Raw genomic sequence first — 17,459 nt, 5'->3', positions numbered from 1 at the left:
TCGGACGAGAATTTTTCGGCCGCGCCCGGAGGCCGTTCCCGACGCCGAAAGGCCACGTTCATGACCAAGGTGTTGCGGCGGTTCTGGCTGCCCGTCGTGATTGTCTGCGCGATCGCCGCGGGGGCCTTCACGGTCAGCAACCTGCGCCTGGTGTTCGGCTCCAACCCGGTGGTCGTCACCCCGGTCGGGGCGGGGATCGCCGAGGACACCGACCCGAAGGTCGTGGTCTACGAGGTGTTCGGTACCGGCGGCACCGCCGTCATCAACTACCTGGACCTCGACGGCAAACCGCAGCGCGCGGTCGACACCGGCCTGCCCTGGTCGATCACGCTGACCACCACGGCGGCCGCGGCCAACGTCAACATGCTCGCGCAGGGCGACGGCGACAGCATCACCTGCCGGATCACGGTCGACGGCGAGGTCAAGGACGAAAGGACCGCAACCGGTATGAATGCCGAGACCTACTGCCTGGTGAAGTCCGCATGAGCGCCACCGTCGACGAGGACCGCGACGAGGACCGCGACGCGGCGCCCACCAACCCGATCCCGAAGCCGCGGCACCGCGCCGAGGAGCGCCGACCGCTGGTGCCGCGGTTCCTGCGGGCCTTTGCGATCCCGATCATCCTGGCCTGGGTCGCCATCATCGCCGTGCTCAACACCGTGGTGCCGCAGCTCGACGAGGTCGGCAAGATGCGCGCGGTCTCGATGAGCCCCGCCGACGCCCCGTCGAAGATCGCGACCAAACGCGTCGGCGAGGTGTTCGGCGAGTACACCACGTCGAGTTCGGTGATGATAGTGCTGGAGGGCGACGAGCCGCTGGGCACCGAGGCGCACGCGTTCTACGACGACATGGTCGCCCGGCTGGCGGCCGACACCGAGCACGTCGAGCATGTCCAGGACTTCTGGGGTGACTCGCTGACCACCACCGGCGCGCAGAGCGTCGACAACAAGGCCGCCTACGTGCAGGTCTACATCGCCGGCGAGCAGGGCGAGGCGCTGGCCAACGAGTCCGTGCAAAGAGTGCGCGAAATAGCCTCGGACGCAGACGCTCCCGACGGTCTGCACGTATACGTGACGGGCCCGTCGGCGCTGAGCGCCGATCAGACCGCCGTCGGCGACGCCAGCATGAAGATGATCGAGGCGGTCACCTTCGCCGTGATCATCATCATGCTGCTGATCGTCTACCGGTCGGTGGTGACGACGGGCATCGTGATGGTGCTGGTGGTCGCCGGGCTGCTGTCCTCGCGCGGCATCGTCGCCGTGCTGGGATACCACCACGTCTTCGGCCTGACCACGTTCGCGATCAACATGCTGGTCACCCTCGCCATCGCCGCGGCGACCGACTACGCGATCTTCCTGATCGGCCGCTACCACGAGGCCCGACGTAAGGGTAAGGACCGCGAAAGCGCCTACTACGACATGTTTCACGGCACCGCGCATGTGGTGTTGGCGTCAGGCCTGACCATCGCCGGCGCCGCGTGCTGCCTGTACTTCACCCGGTTGCCGTACTTCCAGACCATGGGACTGCCGCTGGCCGTCGGCATGGTGATGGTGATCGCGTCGGCGCTGACACTCGGCCCGGCGCTGATCTCGGTGTGCACCCGGTTCGGCAACGTGCTGGAGCCGAAACAGACGGGCCAGTCCCGGCTGTGGCACAAGGTCGGTACCACCACCGTGCGCTGGCCGGGCGCGATCCTGGTGTGCGCCATCGTCGCCGCGCTGGTCGGCCTGCTGGCGCTGCCCGGCTACCACACCACCTACAACGACCGGATCTACCTGCCCGACAGTGTCCCGGCGAACGTCGGATACGCGGCATCGGACCGGCATTTCACGCAGGCCAAGATGAATCCGGACCTGCTGCTGATCGAGACCGACCACGACCTGCGCAACCCGGCCGACTTCCTGGTGATCGACAAGATCGCCAAAGCCCTTGTCCGCGTGCACGGTATCGCCCAGGTGCAGACCATCACCCGCCCGGACGGCAAGCCGATCGAGCACTCGACGATCCCGTACACGATCGGCCAGAGCGGCACGCTGCAGATCATGAGCAACGACTACACCCAGAACAATCTGGAGAACATGCTCGCCCAGGCCGACGATCTGCAGGTCAGCATCGACGCGATGACCGAGATGATGAGCATTCAGCAGGATCTGGCCGCGGTGTCGGCGTCGATGGCCGACAAGATGGCCAATACGTCCGACGACATGTCCGAGGTGCGTGATCATCTGGCGGACTTCGACGACATGATGCGTCCGATCCGCAACTACCTGTACTGGGAACCGCACTGCTTCAACATCCCGATCTGCTGGTCGCTGCGGTCGGTGTTCGACGCGCTCGACGGCCTGAACACCATGTCCGACGACTTCCAGGAACTGGTACCGGAAATGCGCCGGATGGCCGAGCTGATGCCGAAGATGGTCGCGGTGATGCCGGCCCAGATCGACTCGATGAAGCACCAGAAGCAGATCCTGTTGAACCAGTACGCGTCTCAGAAAGCGCAGCAGGACCTCGCGATGTCGCTGCAGGAGGACATGACCGCGATGGGCGATGCGTTCGACGCGGCGCTCAACGACGACTCGTTCTACCTGCCGCCGGAGGCGTTCACCAACGCCGACTTCCTCGACGGCATGGACAACTTCATCTCCCCGGACGGCAAGGCGGTCCGTTTCACGATCACCCATCAGGGCGATCCGCTGACCCCCGAGGGCATTTCGCGGATCGAGCCGCTCAAGGTCGCCGCCGCCGACGCGATCAAGGGCACCCCGTGGGAGGGCTCGGCGATCTATCTGGGCGGCAGCGCGGCGACCTACGCCGACCTGCAGCAGGGTGCGGACTACGACCTGCTGATCGTCGCGGTCGCCGCGCTGATCCTGATCTTCATCATCATGATGGTGCTCACCCGGGCCGTCGCCGCGGCCGCCGTGATCGTCGGCACCGTGGTGCTGAGCCTGGCCGCGTCGTTCGGTCTGTCGGTTCTGTTGTGGCAGCACATCGTCGGCATCCCGCTGCACTGGATGGTGCTGCCGATGTCGGTGATCGTGTTGCTCGCCGTCGGCGCGGACTACAACCTGCTGCTGGTCTCCCGGATGAAGGAGGAGGTGCACGCCGGCATCAACACCGGAATCCTGCGTTCGATGGTCGGGACCGGTTCGGTGGTGACCGCCGCGGGTCTGGTGTTCGCGTTCACGATGATGTCGATGGCGGTGAGCAAGCTGGTCATCATCGGTCAGGTGGGCACCACGATCGGCCTCGGTCTGCTGTTCGACACGCTGGTGGTGCGCTCGCTGATGACCCCGTCGATCGCGTCGCTGCTGGGCCGCTGGTTCTGGTGGCCGCAGCGGGTCCGGCCGCGCCCGGTGCCCAGCCCGTGGCCGCAGCGGATCGGCTAGCCAGCGCGGAGTTCGTCGAGCGCGGCGGTGCGCTGGTCGATCCAGGTGTGCATCGAGGCGACCTTTTCCGCGAGGTCGGCTGTGCTGAGCCCGTCGGTGACCGGCACGGTGGCGGCGATCTCGTCGAGCAGCGCGTGCGCGCGCCCATCGGCGTACATCTGGTCGTAGAGCTGCCAATACGCGTCGTGATAGAGCGCGGTGAACCTCTGCGACGCCAGGAAGCGATCCCGGAGCGGGTTGCCGATCTTGGGGCCCTTGCTGCCGAACATGCCGGTCGGCGGTGCGGGCATCCCCGACGGGGGCGGGGGCAGCCGCACGGCGTCGTCGGGCCCGATGGTGGCCTCGCCGGTCATCGCGAGGTTCAGATCCCACGAGATCACGGACAGTTTCCGGGTTTTCAGGTCATACCAGAGGTAGTAGTTCTGGCCGGGGCCCGCCATGTCGTCGGCGTTGACCAACAGATTCTGGGTGGCGACGTAGCGTGCGAACGAGTCGACGTCCACCCAGTCGGCCAGGTGTGCGTCGAACTCCTCGGTGTCGGCGCGGTCGAGCCACTGCAGGAAGTTGATCACCGGCGCCAGAGTGCCGTTGTCGGAAGAGTTGAGCTGCTTGAACTTCTCGGCGTATACGGACTGGTCGGTGCCGGCGAACTCCAGGGCCGAACTGGCGTCGGCCTTGTACAGATAGCCGTCCGAGTCGAACAGGCTCTGCGCGTATCCCTCGTCGGGATGCTCGAGAAGAAGCCGTGTGGTGGTCTGCCCGTTGATCGTGTACGTCGCATATCCGTACCGCTGGGTGGGCTGGCCCGTGGCCGCCGTCAGCGACAGCGCCAGAGCTTCGTTGAGCACCGGGGTGCCCGGCCGCACCGACAGTTCCGTCATGCCCTGATAGCCGCGCCCGTCGGCGTTCTCGTCGAAACTGATCAACAACGGCAGGCTGGTGGGGTCGTCGGCGTCGGCTGCGCCGACCCCGCCCATGAACTGACTGAACGACGCAGCGCCGGGCCCGGGCGCATCGGGCTTGCCGGGCGGAAAGCCACCGCGCAGCGCCATCAGGGTGGAGTTGCCCTTCAGCCGCACCGCCGCGTCGGGGATGGCCGTACCGTCGATGACGAGGTCGGCGTTCACCCACTTCTTGGCGCCGTCCTTCTCGTACGCCGAGATCATGTCCGCGTACTCGGCGGGTGAGATGTCGATCGAGACCGTATGCGCGACAGTCGTGTCGAACAGGTCGACGGTGCCGGCGATGTCCTCGGTGATCGCCGAGGTCACCACCGAGATGTCGCCGGTGATGTACGGCCGGATCATGGTCTGACCGAACGCTGCCGACAAACCCACCGCGACGGCGGCCAGCACCGTGAGCAGCTTCCAGTGCTGGCGCAACCGGATCGGAACACGGTGTGCCAGACGCCGTTTCGGCGGCGGCGCTGCGGCCGGGGTGGCCATCAGATGTCGGTCTGGTCGTACCCGGTCAGCACCGTGACCCGCTGTCCGGAGTTCACCGCGCTGAGGGCCGAGATCAGCTCGCCGGCCTTGCGGCCCTTCTTGAGCCGCGCGGTGTAGTACAGCTCGGTCAGTGCCCCGGATCGGGCGGATTCGGTGGACACCAGCTCGAACTCGCTGCAGTGCGCGATCAGGACGTCCTCGACACGGGCGGTGTACTCCGGCTCCGGCGGCACCTGCACCTTGACCACCTGGCGCTGCACGTCGAGCTTGAACCAGTTGAAGCGGTACATGATCACCAGCACCAGGCAGATCACCACGGTCGCGGCGACGGCCAGCACGTAGAAACGGGTGCCGGTCGTCATCCCGATCGCCATGGCCAGGAAGATGAAACCGACGTCACGCGTCTCCTTGATGGCGTTGCGGAACCGGATCACCGACAGGGCGCCGACCAGGGCGAACGCACGCGCGATATTCGAGCCGACCACGAGCATGATCACCGAGATCACCATGCAGACCATCACGAGGGTCTGCACGTAGGACTGGCTGTAGGAGACGTTCTTGTGGGTGTATCGGTAGACCCAGCCGATAATCGCCGCCAGCACGAATGACAGTGCCAGCGAGGCGATCACGTCGAACACGGTGAAGGTGCCGCTGAGGTCTTGCAGATTGATGGTCATTCTCGATCTTTCGCAGGTATCGCGTGAGCGGGGTGAATCAGGAGGGAACTCAGGGGAGAACGGCGACGGGCTCGTGGTCGGCGAGTTCGGGGGCGCCGTAGCGGGAACGCGGCGCGAGGCCGAACGCCTGAACCGACTGGCAGTACTTGGAGATCCGGACCACCGACATATCGCTGCGCGCCGTGAGATCGGTGACCCAGTACGGCACCCGCTCGTTGGCCTTGATCTCCACGATCGCCAGGTGCGGCGGGATGATGAACCGATTCTGGGCGCCGGACGCGAATCCGAAGTCGCGGTCACGGCCGTGCACCTTGTGGTCGATCGTCACGCGCAGGCCAAGGTCGGCATCCCGGCCGACGAACGCCTCCCGCAGGTAGCCGGTGGTGACGATCGGGCGCAGATCCAGATTGCCGACCAGCGTGGTGACCTCCTCGACGAACGGGCGCTCTGCCGGTGCGTGGGCAACCGGCTCTCGGTGGTCGAGCCACCGGCGAGCGGCGCCGTACGGCATGGCCAACCGGCGTTTCTGCGTGACCCGGTTCACGCGCTGCTTGATCTCGACCTGAACCGCCGTGGCGTCGGTGCACTCGGACGCGTTGCCGTACAGACGCATCCGCAGCTTGCGGCGGAAGCGTAGGCCCTCGATCTTCTCCCAGTAGAAACGCAGATCGGGGGTGTCGTAGTACAGCGACGTCACCGGATAACCGCCGTGCGGCGAATACGGATCCGAGTCCATGTGGCCCGCGAGCTCGTCGCGCAGCGCCGGTACCTTCGCCTCGTCGAGCAGGTATTTGATCTCGTAGCGGTTGAACGCGTGGAGGCGGCTCGCGGTCTGCTGGTACCCCGTGGGCTGGGTGGGAATGTCTTCGGGTTCGTCGTACGCGGTATCCGCGGGGCTGCGCCGGAACCTGTCGAAAACGCCCATGTGGAGACCCGTCCCCCTTTCGTCACCGCCGCTGATCGTTACCCAAGCTAAGCACTTGAAGCTATGCGCCGGCTGTGAGAGGTATGTGCATGTGACAGGTGTCCCATCGAGGACAAGCTATGGCGGAGGACGCATTTCGCATCACCGTCAAGGTGTGACGGTGATCTTGAAGATGAGTGTGGTCAGCGGGCCGTAGGCGCCGTGGGCGCCGATGTAGAGGCGTTTGGTGTCGTAGCCGGCGACGTCCTTCATGGTTTCGGCGCCGAAGCGGGCGGGGGTGGCGGTCCCGGTGACGGTGACCTCGGCGCCCAGCAGGGCATGGCGGATCCCGGCCCGCTCGTCACCGGCGGCGGTGGCGACGACTTCGCCGATGGTGCGGTGCTGTCCGGTGGTGGGGACCGCGGCACAGGTGACGCCGTGGTCGGCCAGGTGCTGGTTGAGGTCGGCGACGGTGGCGTCGGCACCCACGACCAGGCTGAGGTTGCCGAGGTTGACCGCGATGTCGGTGCGGGTGCCGGTGGTCAGCGCGGCATCGGGATCGGGGTGCGGCCCGCCGGTGAGCGCGGCCTGCACGGCGGCGCCGAACACGCTGGTGTCGGGCTCCTCCGGAGACGGCTCGGGCAGCATCACTCCGGGGTTGAGGATCCCGGCCGGGTCGAACGCCGCTTTGATGGCCCGTTGCGCGGCGATCTCGACCGGGGTGAAGCGCTGGGTCATGAACGCGATCTTCTCGGTGCCGACACCGTGTTCGCCGGTGATGGTGCCGCCCAGGGCCAGGGCGGCGGCGATGATCTCGTTGTTGGCCGCCTCCAGAGACGAGGCGGCCAGCGGGTTGGCTTTGTCGTAGAACGTCGTCGGGTGCAGATCCCCGTCGCCGGCATGCCCGCACACCGCGATGAACAACAACCCGTCGGCGTGCCGGGCCGCGGTGGCCTGGATGGCTTCCTGCATCTCGGGAATCCGGTCCCGCGGGACGGTGACGTCACCGATGAAGAAGCCCTTCCCGCTTTGCACCACCGAATCCGGGGCGTGCAGCCGGCCGTACCAGAGCGCCGCGCGGTCCTGCTCGTCCTCGGCGATGCGGACCTCGGTGGCGCGGGCGCGCAGCACCCGTTCCACGATGGCCTGGTCGCGGGCGACCTCCTCGGCGGTGCCGTCGACGTCGATCAGCACGATCGAGTCCGCGTCCAGCGGATAGCCGGTGTCGTAGAACTGTTGCAGGCCGGCGATTCCGGCCCGGTCGAGCCACTCCACGGCGGCGGGCACCACCCCGGTGGCGATGATCTCGGCGATGGTGTCGGCCGCGCAGCGGGCCGTCCCGAACGCGCCCATCAGGCTGTGCGTGACCTGTGCGATCGGGCGCAGCGCGACGGTGGCCGCGGTGATCACGCCGAGCGTGCCCTCCGAGCCGATCAGCACGCCCAGCAGGTCCGGGCCGTCGTCGTCGGCGCGCAATGTGACGGTGTCGCCGTTGGGCAGGGCCACGTCGACGGACAGGATGTGGTTGTAGGTCACGCCGTACTTCAGTGCGTGCGGGCCGCCGGCGTTCTCGATGATGTTGCCGCCCACGGTGGCCAGATGCGCGGAGACCGGATCCGGGGAGAAACACAAGCCGTACGGCGCCAACGCGTCCTGCAACACCGAGTTCACCACCCCGGGCTCGACACGGGCGCGTCGGTGCTCGGGATCGATGTCGAGAATCCGATTCAGCCCCGACAGATCCAGCAGCACCCGGCTGGCCGACGGCATCATCCCCCCCGAGCAGTTCGACGCCCCACCACGCGGCACCACCGCCACCCCGAACTGCGACGCCAACGCCAGAATCGGGGCCACATCGCCACCGGAGTGCGGACGCACCATCAGCTCCGCGACCCCACCCACACCCCAGAAATCATGGCCTCGGTCGGTGAGAACCGCAGTGTCGGTGACGATCTCGGCGTGCTCGGCGACCGCTGCCGCGAACCGCTCGGTGACGGGGGCGATGTGGGAAGTCATGTCGACCACTCCTTCGGGGATGGCGAGGTATCGTGCGGGATATCTGTTGTGAAGTACCTTCGCGTCCCCGGCGGTCGATGTCTGCGGTGCTGCCCACCAACACGGGGGACCGCTACCTGGCGAACGGCATGGGTGCCAGCCGGAACTCTCTAGTGTGGAAGAGGTGTTGCTCTTCTTCGGTTACGGCACCAAGCAGAAGTACCTCGGCGCGGGCCAGGTCAGGACCTGCCCCCGGTGTCACAACACCACGCAGTGGAACCGGATGCGGGAGTTCAAACAGCTGAGCGTGTTCTTCGTTCCGGTCGCACGGTGGGGCCGCCGGCAGTTCGAGGTGTGCGGGATCTGCGGCACCGCCGTCGCCTAGGAGCGCTCGGGCTGACGCCATTGAGCACCGTTGGCTAGGCTTGCGCCATGCGACCCAGTACCGCCGAAGCTCTGCGGCCGCTGTCCGTCGCGATCCGGGAAGGCTCCGCGGCCGAGCACGAAGCCGCCGAGCAATCGCCGTTCGTGACCGAGTTGCTCGCCGGCCGCGTCGATGCGCGCGGCTACACCGCATACCTGCTTCGGCTGCGGGTGATCTACCAGGCTCTCGAAGACGCGATCCGGACGCATCGTGACGATCCGCTGGTCGCCGCGGTCTACGATCCGCGACTGGAGCGCGTGCCGGCTATCGACGCGGACCTGCGCCACTGGGCGCCCGGCACCGACCACCATGTCGATTCACCTGCCGCGCAACGCTATCGGGAGCGGATCGGCGAATCATGTTGGGGCGGTGCGCTGGTCGCCCACCACTACACCCGCTACCTCGGGGACCTGTCCGGCGGCCAGGCGATGGGCCGGATCCTGGATCGCGAGTTCGAGCTCGCGGGTGCGGGTCTGGCGTTCTACCGTTTCCCGGTGCGCGTCAAGCCGTACAAGGACGATTACCGCGACCGGCTTGACCGGATCGGTCTGAACGCCGGTGAGACCGAACGCGTGGTGGCCGAGGTGAAGACGGCCTTCGCGCTGAATCAGGCGGTATTCGACGAACTGGCCGCGGCGCTGCCGGATTACCGGCGCTGATCCCTGCTGCCCGGAGGTTCGGGGGCGTTGAGGTTGAAGTGCACGCCGACCATCCGGATCACGAAGCAGGCCGATGCGGCCACCAGTGCGGCGGACAGACCGTAGATGCCGATCCCCATCGCCGCGACGGTCAGCGTCGCAGCCACCAGCGCGGGTATCGCATAGAGCTCACTGCGCAGGACGGTCGGAACCTGCCCGATCATCAGGTCGCGGATGGTGCCGCCGCCGACCGCGGTGATCACGCCGAGCAGCACCGCAGGCCCGACCCCGAGGCCGTACTCGACCGCCTTACCCGCGCCCATCACCGCGAACACGCTGAGCCCGACCGCGTCGAGCACCGTGATCGGCATCTCCAGGCGGTGCAGCTTGCGGCTCAACGCGAACGCGATCAACCCGCCGCCGAGAGCGAGTGCGAAGTAGTACCAGAGCTGAAACGTCGCAGGCGGGACCGCACCGATCAGGACGTCGCGGATCACGCCGCCGCCGAGTGCCGTCATCATGCCGAGGGTGACCACCCCGACCACGTCCAACCGGGTGGCGCGCACGGCCGTCAGAGCGCCGTTCAGCCCGAACACGAACGTGCCGATCAGATCGAGCGCGAGCAGCAGCGGAGGTTGGGCACTCACCCGTCGTGCCTATCACGTCTGTGCTGCGGGCCGGGACCGTGCGGCCAGAACCGCCGTCACGGCGAGTGCGGCGGCCCCGCCGAGCGACGCGACCAGGACCGGGGTGGTGTCGTGCAGCCGGACCGCGATGCCGATCAGCGCCCAGATGAGCACCAGCAGATAGGCGATGTCGCCGTGCCGCAGCCCCATCGTCACGCCCAGACCGGCGGCCACGAGCACCATGATCACACCCCAGGCCGGTTCACTCAGGCCGAAGCCCGACCAGCCCGCGTCGTCGAGGGTGATCGTCGCGTTGGCGATGGTGGCCACCGAGATCCAGCCCAGATACACCCGGAACGGGATGTGCACCGACCACCGTTCCAGCGCCGAGGTCGCCGGCCGGGCGGCCTGGATCCGGTAGATGACGATCAGCGCACCCAGCAGCACGGCCATCAGGACCATGCTCAGCGGGAAGAGGTTGTGGTGCCAGGCCAGCAGCCACGTGCAGTTCGCCGCCGCGGTGAGCAGATACCAGGGTGCGATCGCGCGGGCGGCGCCGCTGTCGGCCCGGCGCCGGGCCAGGGCCAGGCCCACGTACACGGTGTAGGCGAACAGCCCGAGGTAGATGACGCTCCAGATCGAGAACACATATCCGGCCGGGACGAAGAACACCTCGAAGCGCCGGGTCACCTCGCCGGTGGTCTGCCCGTTGATCGGCAGGCCGTTGGCCAGATAGTTGACCACCAGCGTGGCCGCGGTGGCGAGGCTGACGGCAGCCGACAGCAGGAACGTTGACGTCGGACGGCTCTCGACGGTGGGTTCGGCCATGACCTGCTGCATGCCCGCTCTGGGCGCGCGTGAACCGCGCCAGCCGATTGCTATACGAATGTACAGCGGCTCGGCTATGCTGCCGACACCGAGCCGGAGGTGTGAAGGTGAGCGAGCTGTACTACGACCCCTGGGACGTCGAGATCGACCTCGACCCGTACCCGACGTACCGGCGCCTGCGCGACGAAGCCCCGGTGTATTTCAATGAGCGGCACAACTTCTGGGGCATCAGCCGCTACCCCGATGTCGACGCGGCGCTCAAGGACACCGCGCGGCTGAGCTCGGCCAAGGGCGACATCCTTGAGGTGGTGCTGACCGATCCGGTGATCCCGCCCGGCGTCTTCATCAACGAGGACCCACCGGTGCACACCATTCACCGGGCCATCGTCGCGCGGGCCTTCACACCGAAGCGGATGCGCGCGATCGAGGACAAGGTGCGGGCCTTCTGCGTGGCCTGCCTGGATCCGCTGGTCGGCGCGGACCGGTTCGACTTCGTGCGGGACCTCGGCGCCGAACTGCCGATGAAGACCATCGGGATGTTGGCCGGCATCCCGGACTCGGAACAGCCCGCGGTACGCGCGCATGCCAACGAGGTACTGCGCAACGAAGCGGGCAAGCCGATGGAGATCGACAAGGACCGCTACTTCACCGGCGAGATGTTCGGCGAGTACATCGCCTGGCGCGAGAAGAACCCGTCCGACGACCTCATCACCGAACTGCTCGCGGTCGAATTCGAGGACGAGACCGGAACCACCCGCAAGCTGACCAAACAGGAGCTGACCATCTTCCTGGCGGTGGTCGCCGGCGCAGGCGTGGAGACCACCGGACGGTTGTTCGGCTGGATGGGCAAGGTGCTGGCCGAACACCCCGACCAGCGCGCCGAACTCGTCACCGACCGGTCGCTGATCCCCGGTGCGATCGAGGAACTGCTGCGCTTCGAGCCGCCCGGTCCGCACGTCGCACGCTACGTCGCGACCGACGACGTGACGTTTCAGGACCGCGTCATCCCGGCCGGCAGCGCGCTGCTGATGATGCTGGCCTCAGCGAACCGGGACGAACGGCACTTCGACAACCCGGACGAGTTCGACATCCGGCGCAAGCCCGGCGGTCACCTGACCTTCGGGCGCGGCGCGCACTTCTGCGTCGGCGCACCGCTGGCCCGGTTGGAGGGCCGCATCGCGCTGGACGAGGTGCTGACCCGATTCCCGAAGTGGGACATCGACATCGCCGGCGCGCTGCGGTCGCGGACCGCGACCGTCCGCGGCTGGGACGCGATGCCCGCCGTGCTGGGCTGACGCCGGCCGAGGTCAGCGGAAGCGCATGTTCACGGTGGCGAGGCCGAAGATCTTCCTGCCCGCCGACTTCGCGCCCACCAGCAGGACGCCACTGCGCGTCTCGGGATCGAGTGACTTCACCTTGCCGGTGTACTCGATGTCGGCACCCTCTTTGGCCGACACGATCGCCGGCTGGGACAGCCGGATGGTGTAGCGGGTCACCGCACCCGGGTCGCCCGACCATGAGGAGACGAATCCGGCGCCGAGCCCCATCGTCAGCATCCCGTGCGCGATCACGTCCGGCAGCCCGGCCAGTTTCGCGATCTCCTCGTCCCAGTGGATCGGGTTCGCGTCGCCGGCGACGCCCGCGTAGTTGACCAGGTCGCCACGCGACAGCCGGGTGTGATGGGTGGGTAGCGGGTCGCCGACCGCGACGTCCTCGAACGACGCCGTCCCCGGGGTGCGGGTCAGCCCGCCGTCGGAGATGCGGATCTCACCCTCGGGGCGCTCTTCCTTGCTGTAGAGCGCGTCGGAGCCGCCGATGTCGAGGATGTTCATGTCGTGCATCATCGCGTTCTGCACTGCGACCTTGACCCCGGCGTCGATGTCCTCGGCGGTCACGCCGACCACAGTGGTGTGCAGGGTGTGCACCCGCTCACCCGAGGAGATGTCGGTGAACGTGTTGGTCACGGTGATGAAGTCACGCCCCGCCGTGCGGCGCACCGAGGTGAGCTCGACGTCGATCACCAGCTCGTCACCGGCCACGATCGGCCGGTGCTGCTCGAAGACCTCCTCGGTCTGCAGGTACGTGTCGTAGCCGACGACGATCTCCTCGAACATCCGCCGGTTGCACTGCATGCCGGGAGCGGAAGTGAAGGTCAGAGGCGCGATCACATCGCTGTAGCCGAGCGCCTCGGCCGCGGCGACATCCCAGTGCGCGGGGTGGTAGTCCTGCACCGCGCGGGCGTATTCCCGCAGCTTCTCGCGGCCGACGAGGTAGGTGCCGGCCATCTGGTAGTAGTGGCCGACGCGGGCCTCGAGCGGCGACGATTCTGCTGGTGCGGTCACCGAAGCACACTAACGCGCGCGCCGGAGGCCGGACACCACGGTGCGACGATGGGGGCATGACAGCAACGCTCGTCGCGAAGGACGTCGCAGGCGGGTACGCCCACCGCACCCTGTTCGCCGGTGTCGACCTGACGGTCGCCCCCGGCGATGTCGTCGGTGTCGTCGGGGCGAACGGCGCAGGCAAGAGCACCCTGCTGCGCATTCTCGCCGGCGACCTCGAGCCGCTTGAGGGCACGGTCAGTGTGGCCCCGGCCGACGCGTTCGTCGGGTGGTTGCCGCAGGAACACGAGCGGGTGCCCGGCGAGACGGTCGCCGCGTACATCGCGCGGCGCAGCGGATGCGCGGCGGCCACCCGGGCGATGGACGCCGCCGCGGCCGCGCTCGCCGAATCCGAACAGGGCGCGGACGACTATTCGGTGGCCCTCGATCACTGGCTGGCCACCGGCGCGGCCGATCTGGACGAGCGGATGCCTGCGGTCCTGGCCGACCTCGGGCTCGACACGGACACGGTGCGGCCGGACTCGACGATGATGACCGCCTTGTCCGGCGGGCAGGCCGCACGGGTCGGGCTGGCCGCGCTGATGCTCTCGCGCTTCGACCTGGTGCTTCTCGACGAGCCCACCAACGACCTCGACCTCGACGGGCTGGACCGGCTCGAGCGCCTCATCGGCGAGCTGCGCAGCGGGGTGGTGCTGGTCAGCCACGATCGAGAGTTCCTGGCGCGCACCGTGACCCGGGTGCTGGAACTGGACCTGGCCCAGCACACCACGACGGTCTACGGCGGCGGGTACGAAAGCTACCTCGAAGAGCGCGCCGTCAACCGCAGGCACCGGCGCGAGCAGTACGAGGAATTCGCCGAGAAGAAGGCCGATCTGGTGAATCGGGCGCGGGTTCAGCGCGAGTGGTCCAGCCACGGGGTGCGCAACGCGATCCGCAAGGCGCCCGACAACGACAAGATCCGCCGCCGCGCCGCGACCGAGTCCAGTGAGAAGCAGGCGCAGAAGGTGCGCCAGATGGAGAGCCGGATCGCGCGGTTGGAGGAAGTCGAGGAGCCGCGCAAGGAATGGCAGCTGCAGTTCACCATCGGCGCCGCGCCGAGGTCGAGCTCGGTGGTCGCGACGCTGGACAACGCGGTGGTACGGCAGCGCGGCTTCGTTCTCGGCCCGGTCACGCTGCAGGTCGATGCCGGTGAGCGGATCGGCATCACCGGACCCAACGGCGCGGGGAAGTCGACGCTGCTGCGGCTGCTGCTGGGCAGGCAGGCGCCCGATGACGGACGGGCGAGTCTGGGTGCCAGCGTCGAGATCGGCGAGATCGACCAGGCCCGAGCGGAATTCGCCGGGCCGCAGCGGCTCGTCGACGCATTCGAACAGCGGGTTCCGTCCTGGAGCACCGCCGAGGTGCGCACCCTGCTGGCCAAGTTCGGGCTCGGCTCCGACCACGTCGAACGCGCCGTCGACGACCTCTCACCCGGAGAACGCACCCGCGCCGGGATGGCGCTGCTTCAGGCGCGCGGCACCAACGTGCTGGTCCTCGACGAGCCCACCAACCATCTCGATCTGCCGGCCATCGAGCAACTCGAGCAGGCGCTGGAAAGCTACGACGGCGCCCTGCTGCTGGTGTCCCACGACCGGCGGATGCTGCAGAACGTCCGGCTGGACCGCCGCTGGCGGGTGGACGGCGGCCGGGTCAGCGAAACAACGCCGTGATCTCGGCGACCCGCGGGTCGGCCTTGAGCTCTTCGAGGCTCGACGGCAGCGGGAGCCGCCAGTTCGGGTATTCGTCCACCGTGCCGGGAAGATTCGGCTGCCGCGGCTCGGCGAGGACGTCATAGGGCGAGATCAACTTGAGCCGGCTCGCGGTGGTGGCCAGCAGCCGGTGCATCGCGGTGATGACCGCGGCGTCGTCCACCGGGGTGCCGTCGTCGGGCAGCAGACCCTCGGACCGCAACAGCTGCAGCCACTCACCGTGCTCCTTGTCGGCGTTGGCCTGCTCGGCGGGCACATCGTCGAGCAGGCCGAGATCGGCGCGGACCAGGACGTGCTCACTGCGCAGAAACCCTGCCGCCGTGGGCAGATCGTGGGTCGACAGGCTCGCCGCGGCCCGCTCCGGCCAGCGCCGGGGGGTGAGCAACGGTTCGCCGGGGTCGTCCAGATCGCGAGTGAACCAGGCCACCGCGCACCCGAGCATCTCGTTGTCGGCCAGCGCCCGGGTGACTTCCGGTTCGACGGTGCCCAGATCCTCGCCGACCACGGTCGCACCGGCCCGGTGTGCCTCCAAAGCCAGTACGGCGAGCATGGTTTCGGCGTCGTAGTGCACGTAGGCGCCGCGGTCCGGTCCGTCGCCGGGCGGGATCCACCACAGCCGCCACAGCCCGGCGACGTGGTCGATGCGCAGCCCGTCGGCGTGCGCCAGCACGGCCTGCAGCATGTCCCGGAGTGCGGCGTATCCGGTGGCGGCCAACCGGTCCGGGCGCCATGGCGGCAACCCCCAGTCCTGACCGCGCGGGGTGAAGTTGTCCGGCGGCGCTCCGACGCTCACCCCGGCGGCGAGCACATCGGCCAGTGCCCAGGCGTCCGCGCCGTCGGCGTCGACCCCGACGGCGAGGTCGTGCAGTACGCCCAGCGGCATTCCCGCGTCGCGCGCCGCGGTGCGCACCGCGGCGAGCTGGCCGGCGCACTGCGTCTGCACCCATGCGTGAAATGCCATGCGCGGCGCCAATTCCCGGCGTGCCTGAGCGACCGCGGGACCGCCGACATCACGCAGGGCCTCGGGCCAGCGCGACCATCGGCCCCCGTGCCGTTCGGCGAGCGCACAGTAGGTGGCCCAATCGCGCAGCGCCGCGGGCGCGCCGGGGTCGCCCAACGGGTCGGGTCTGCCCTCGGAGCGCCAGAGCAGCTCCAGCGCAGCCCGTTTGGCCGCCCAGACCAGATCGTGGTCGATCCGTGGGGTGCTCGCCGAGACCCGCAGCGCGTCCACCTCGGCGCGGACGTCGGGGTCGGTGCGACGGTAGGCGTCGATGTCCTCGATGCGCAGGGCCAGCGGGTTGGCGAACCGCCGGCTGGACGGGGTGTAGGGCGACGGCTGCACAGGGTGCGTCGGTCCGGGTGCGTGCAGCGGATTGAGCAGTACCGCTCCCGCGCCGTGCTCGGTGGCGGTCCATTCGACGAACTCCCGCAGGTCGCGCAGGTCGCCGATGCCCCATGAGTCCGACGAGCGCAGGGCGTAGAGCTGCAGCATCCATCCCCACGTCGTGGGGGCGGCGGGCACCGTCGGCGGCGCGGCGACGAGGGTGACCTCCTGCCCGTCGCGGGTGTGCATCCGGTACCAGCCCGGGGCCAGTTCGGCGGGAAGTTCGTCGCGCACCTCGGTGCGGCTGCCGTCCTCGCCGACCAGCAGCGCGGCGCCGGGCAGCGGCTGCGGGCGGCCGGTCACCCGCCGCGCGACGGTCGGCGGAAGGACCCCGGCCCGGTCCCGCTCGGCCAGCCGGGCCAGTTCGGCGCGGCGGTGGGCCGCGGTGGCGGCCTCGACCTCCAGCAGTCCGAGCACCTTGATCACCACGTCGGCGTCGACGTCGACGGGTTCGCGGCGTTCGTTGCGGTACGAGGTGGCCACCCCGTGGGCGGCCGCCAGCGCGCGGAGGTCCTCGGGGACCGGTTTCGGAGTCGGGGTCACCGCGCGGCTATACCCGCGCGGAGACTCGTCAACCCGCGGGCTCGACGATGAAGACGGGGATCTGGCGCGACGTCTTGGTCTGGTACTCGGCGTAGGGCGGATACGCCGCGACGGCGAGGTCCCACCAGTGCGCACGCTCGTCGCCCTCGAGCTCGCGGGCGGTGCCCTCGAAGACCTGGGTGCCGTCCTGAACCGTCACCGACGGGTTGGCCTTCACGTTGTGATACCAGCTCGGGTGCTTCGGGTCGCCGCCCTTGGAGGCCACCATCGCGTAGCTGCCGTTCTCCTCGACCCGCATCAACGGCACGTAGCGCTTCTTGCCGGACTTCGCGCCGAGGGTCGTGAACAGCACGACCGGCCGGTCGAGGATCTCGACCCCGTCGGTGGTGCCCTGCTCAAGGATTCGCTGGGTCTGCTCGCGTACCCAGTCGGTGGGGCTCAGCTCTGCGTTCTCACTCATCTCGTCTCCAACTCTGTGTGCCGGTCGCGGTATTCCACTGCAGTGCCCGCTGTACT

General features: G+C 68.4%; 15 protein-coding genes. 6 read left to right on the top strand and 9 right to left on the bottom strand.

Features of this window, described 5'->3' with window-relative positions; translation table 11 throughout:
- Window positions 1-60 precede the first annotated feature (60 nt).
- Both BST38_RS06940 and BST38_RS06935 read left to right on the top strand, forming a co-directional pair.
- On the top strand, window positions 61-486 hold the full coding sequence (locus BST38_RS06940; protein WP_083142535.1) for an MmpS family transport accessory protein: 426 nt from the start codon (window positions 61-63) through the stop codon (window positions 484-486).
- Entirely contained in the window at window positions 483-3,389 is a 2,907-nt protein-coding gene (locus BST38_RS06935) for an MMPL/RND family transporter (RefSeq protein WP_083142534.1), read from the top strand. Before BST38_RS06940 ends, BST38_RS06935 begins: the two co-directional genes overlap by 4 nt.
- On the opposite strand, the gene BST38_RS06930 is transcribed toward BST38_RS06935, so the two are convergent.
- The 4 genes from BST38_RS06930 to BST38_RS06915 form a co-directional block, all read right to left on the bottom strand.
- Window positions 3,386-4,834 (bottom strand): CotH kinase family protein, encoded by a 1,449-nt coding sequence (locus tag BST38_RS06930; protein WP_083142533.1) that lies wholly within the window; start codon window positions 4,832-4,834, stop codon window positions 3,386-3,388. The genes BST38_RS06935 and BST38_RS06930 overlap by 4 nt on opposite strands.
- Window positions 4,834-5,511 (bottom strand): DUF4956 domain-containing protein, encoded by a 678-nt coding sequence (locus BST38_RS06925; RefSeq protein ID WP_083142532.1) that lies wholly within the window; start codon window positions 5,509-5,511, stop codon window positions 4,834-4,836. Before BST38_RS06925 ends, BST38_RS06930 begins: the two co-directional genes overlap by 1 nt.
- Before the next feature lie 49 nt (window positions 5,512-5,560).
- Window positions 5,561-6,436, bottom strand: a complete 876-nt coding sequence (locus BST38_RS06920) for a polyphosphate polymerase domain-containing protein (protein WP_083142531.1) — start codon at window positions 6,434-6,436, stop codon at window positions 5,561-5,563.
- A gap of 147 nt (window positions 6,437-6,583) precedes the next feature.
- A complete protein-coding gene (locus BST38_RS06915; protein WP_083142757.1) occupies window positions 6,584-8,431 on the bottom strand; it encodes an FAD-binding oxidoreductase in 1,848 nt (615 codons plus the stop codon).
- Between the two features lie 163 nt (window positions 8,432-8,594).
- On the opposite strand from BST38_RS06915, the gene BST38_RS06910 reads away from it, so the two are divergent.
- Together BST38_RS06910 and BST38_RS06905 are read left to right on the top strand one after the other, a co-directional pair.
- Window positions 8,595-8,795, top strand: coding sequence for a zinc-ribbon domain-containing protein (locus BST38_RS06910; RefSeq protein WP_083142756.1), 201 nt, complete (start codon window positions 8,595-8,597; stop codon window positions 8,793-8,795).
- 47 nt (window positions 8,796-8,842) lie between these two features.
- The gene (locus BST38_RS06905) at window positions 8,843-9,493 is read left to right on the top strand and encodes a biliverdin-producing heme oxygenase (RefSeq protein ID WP_083142530.1); all 651 of its coding nucleotides are present in this window, start codon (window positions 8,843-8,845) and stop codon (window positions 9,491-9,493) included.
- Here BST38_RS06905 and BST38_RS06900 read toward each other — a convergent pair.
- Window positions 9,481-10,119, bottom strand: a complete 639-nt coding sequence (locus tag BST38_RS06900; RefSeq protein ID WP_083142529.1) for a trimeric intracellular cation channel family protein — start codon at window positions 10,117-10,119, stop codon at window positions 9,481-9,483. The two genes, BST38_RS06905 and BST38_RS06900, sit on opposite strands and share 13 nt — an antisense overlap.
- 12 nt (window positions 10,120-10,131) lie before the next feature.
- Window positions 10,132-10,926 (bottom strand): TspO-related membrane protein, encoded by a 795-nt coding sequence (locus BST38_RS06895; RefSeq protein WP_083142755.1) that lies wholly within the window; start codon window positions 10,924-10,926, stop codon window positions 10,132-10,134.
- Between the two features lie 107 nt (window positions 10,927-11,033).
- Between BST38_RS06895 and BST38_RS06890 the strand changes: the two genes are divergently transcribed.
- Window positions 11,034-12,221 (top strand): cytochrome P450, encoded by a 1,188-nt coding sequence (locus BST38_RS06890; protein WP_083142754.1) that lies wholly within the window; start codon window positions 11,034-11,036, stop codon window positions 12,219-12,221.
- A 12-nt stretch (window positions 12,222-12,233) separates the two neighbouring features.
- Here the strand turns inward: BST38_RS06890 and BST38_RS06885 are convergent, their stop codons facing one another.
- Window positions 12,234-13,268: a fused (3R)-hydroxyacyl-ACP dehydratase subunits HadA/HadB gene (locus tag BST38_RS06885; protein WP_083142528.1), complete on the bottom strand. Its 1,035-nt coding sequence runs from the start codon at window positions 13,266-13,268 to the stop codon at window positions 12,234-12,236.
- A gap of 56 nt (window positions 13,269-13,324) precedes the next feature.
- Between BST38_RS06885 and BST38_RS06880 the strand changes: the two genes are divergently transcribed.
- Window positions 13,325-14,977: an ABC-F family ATP-binding cassette domain-containing protein gene (locus tag BST38_RS06880; protein WP_083142527.1), complete on the top strand. Its 1,653-nt coding sequence runs from the start codon at window positions 13,325-13,327 to the stop codon at window positions 14,975-14,977.
- Here the strand turns inward: BST38_RS06880 and malQ are convergent.
- The gene (malQ, locus tag BST38_RS06875) at window positions 14,958-16,943 is read right to left on the bottom strand and encodes a 4-alpha-glucanotransferase (RefSeq protein ID WP_165761563.1); all 1,986 of its coding nucleotides are present in this window, start codon (window positions 16,941-16,943) and stop codon (window positions 14,958-14,960) included. The genes BST38_RS06880 and malQ overlap by 20 nt on opposite strands.
- 28 nt (window positions 16,944-16,971) lie before the next feature.
- Window positions 16,972-17,403 (bottom strand): nitroreductase family deazaflavin-dependent oxidoreductase, encoded by a 432-nt coding sequence (locus BST38_RS06870; protein ID WP_083142526.1) that lies wholly within the window; start codon window positions 17,401-17,403, stop codon window positions 16,972-16,974.
- Window positions 17,404-17,459 lie beyond the last annotated feature (56 nt).

Source organism: Mycolicibacterium parafortuitum (assembly GCF_002086815.1).
In the GTDB taxonomy this organism is placed as follows: Bacteria; Actinomycetota; Actinomycetes; order Mycobacteriales; family Mycobacteriaceae; genus Mycobacterium; species Mycobacterium parafortuitum.
The sequence above is the reverse complement of the archived record's forward strand: the minus strand, read 5'-3'. Positions and strand labels throughout refer to the sequence as shown.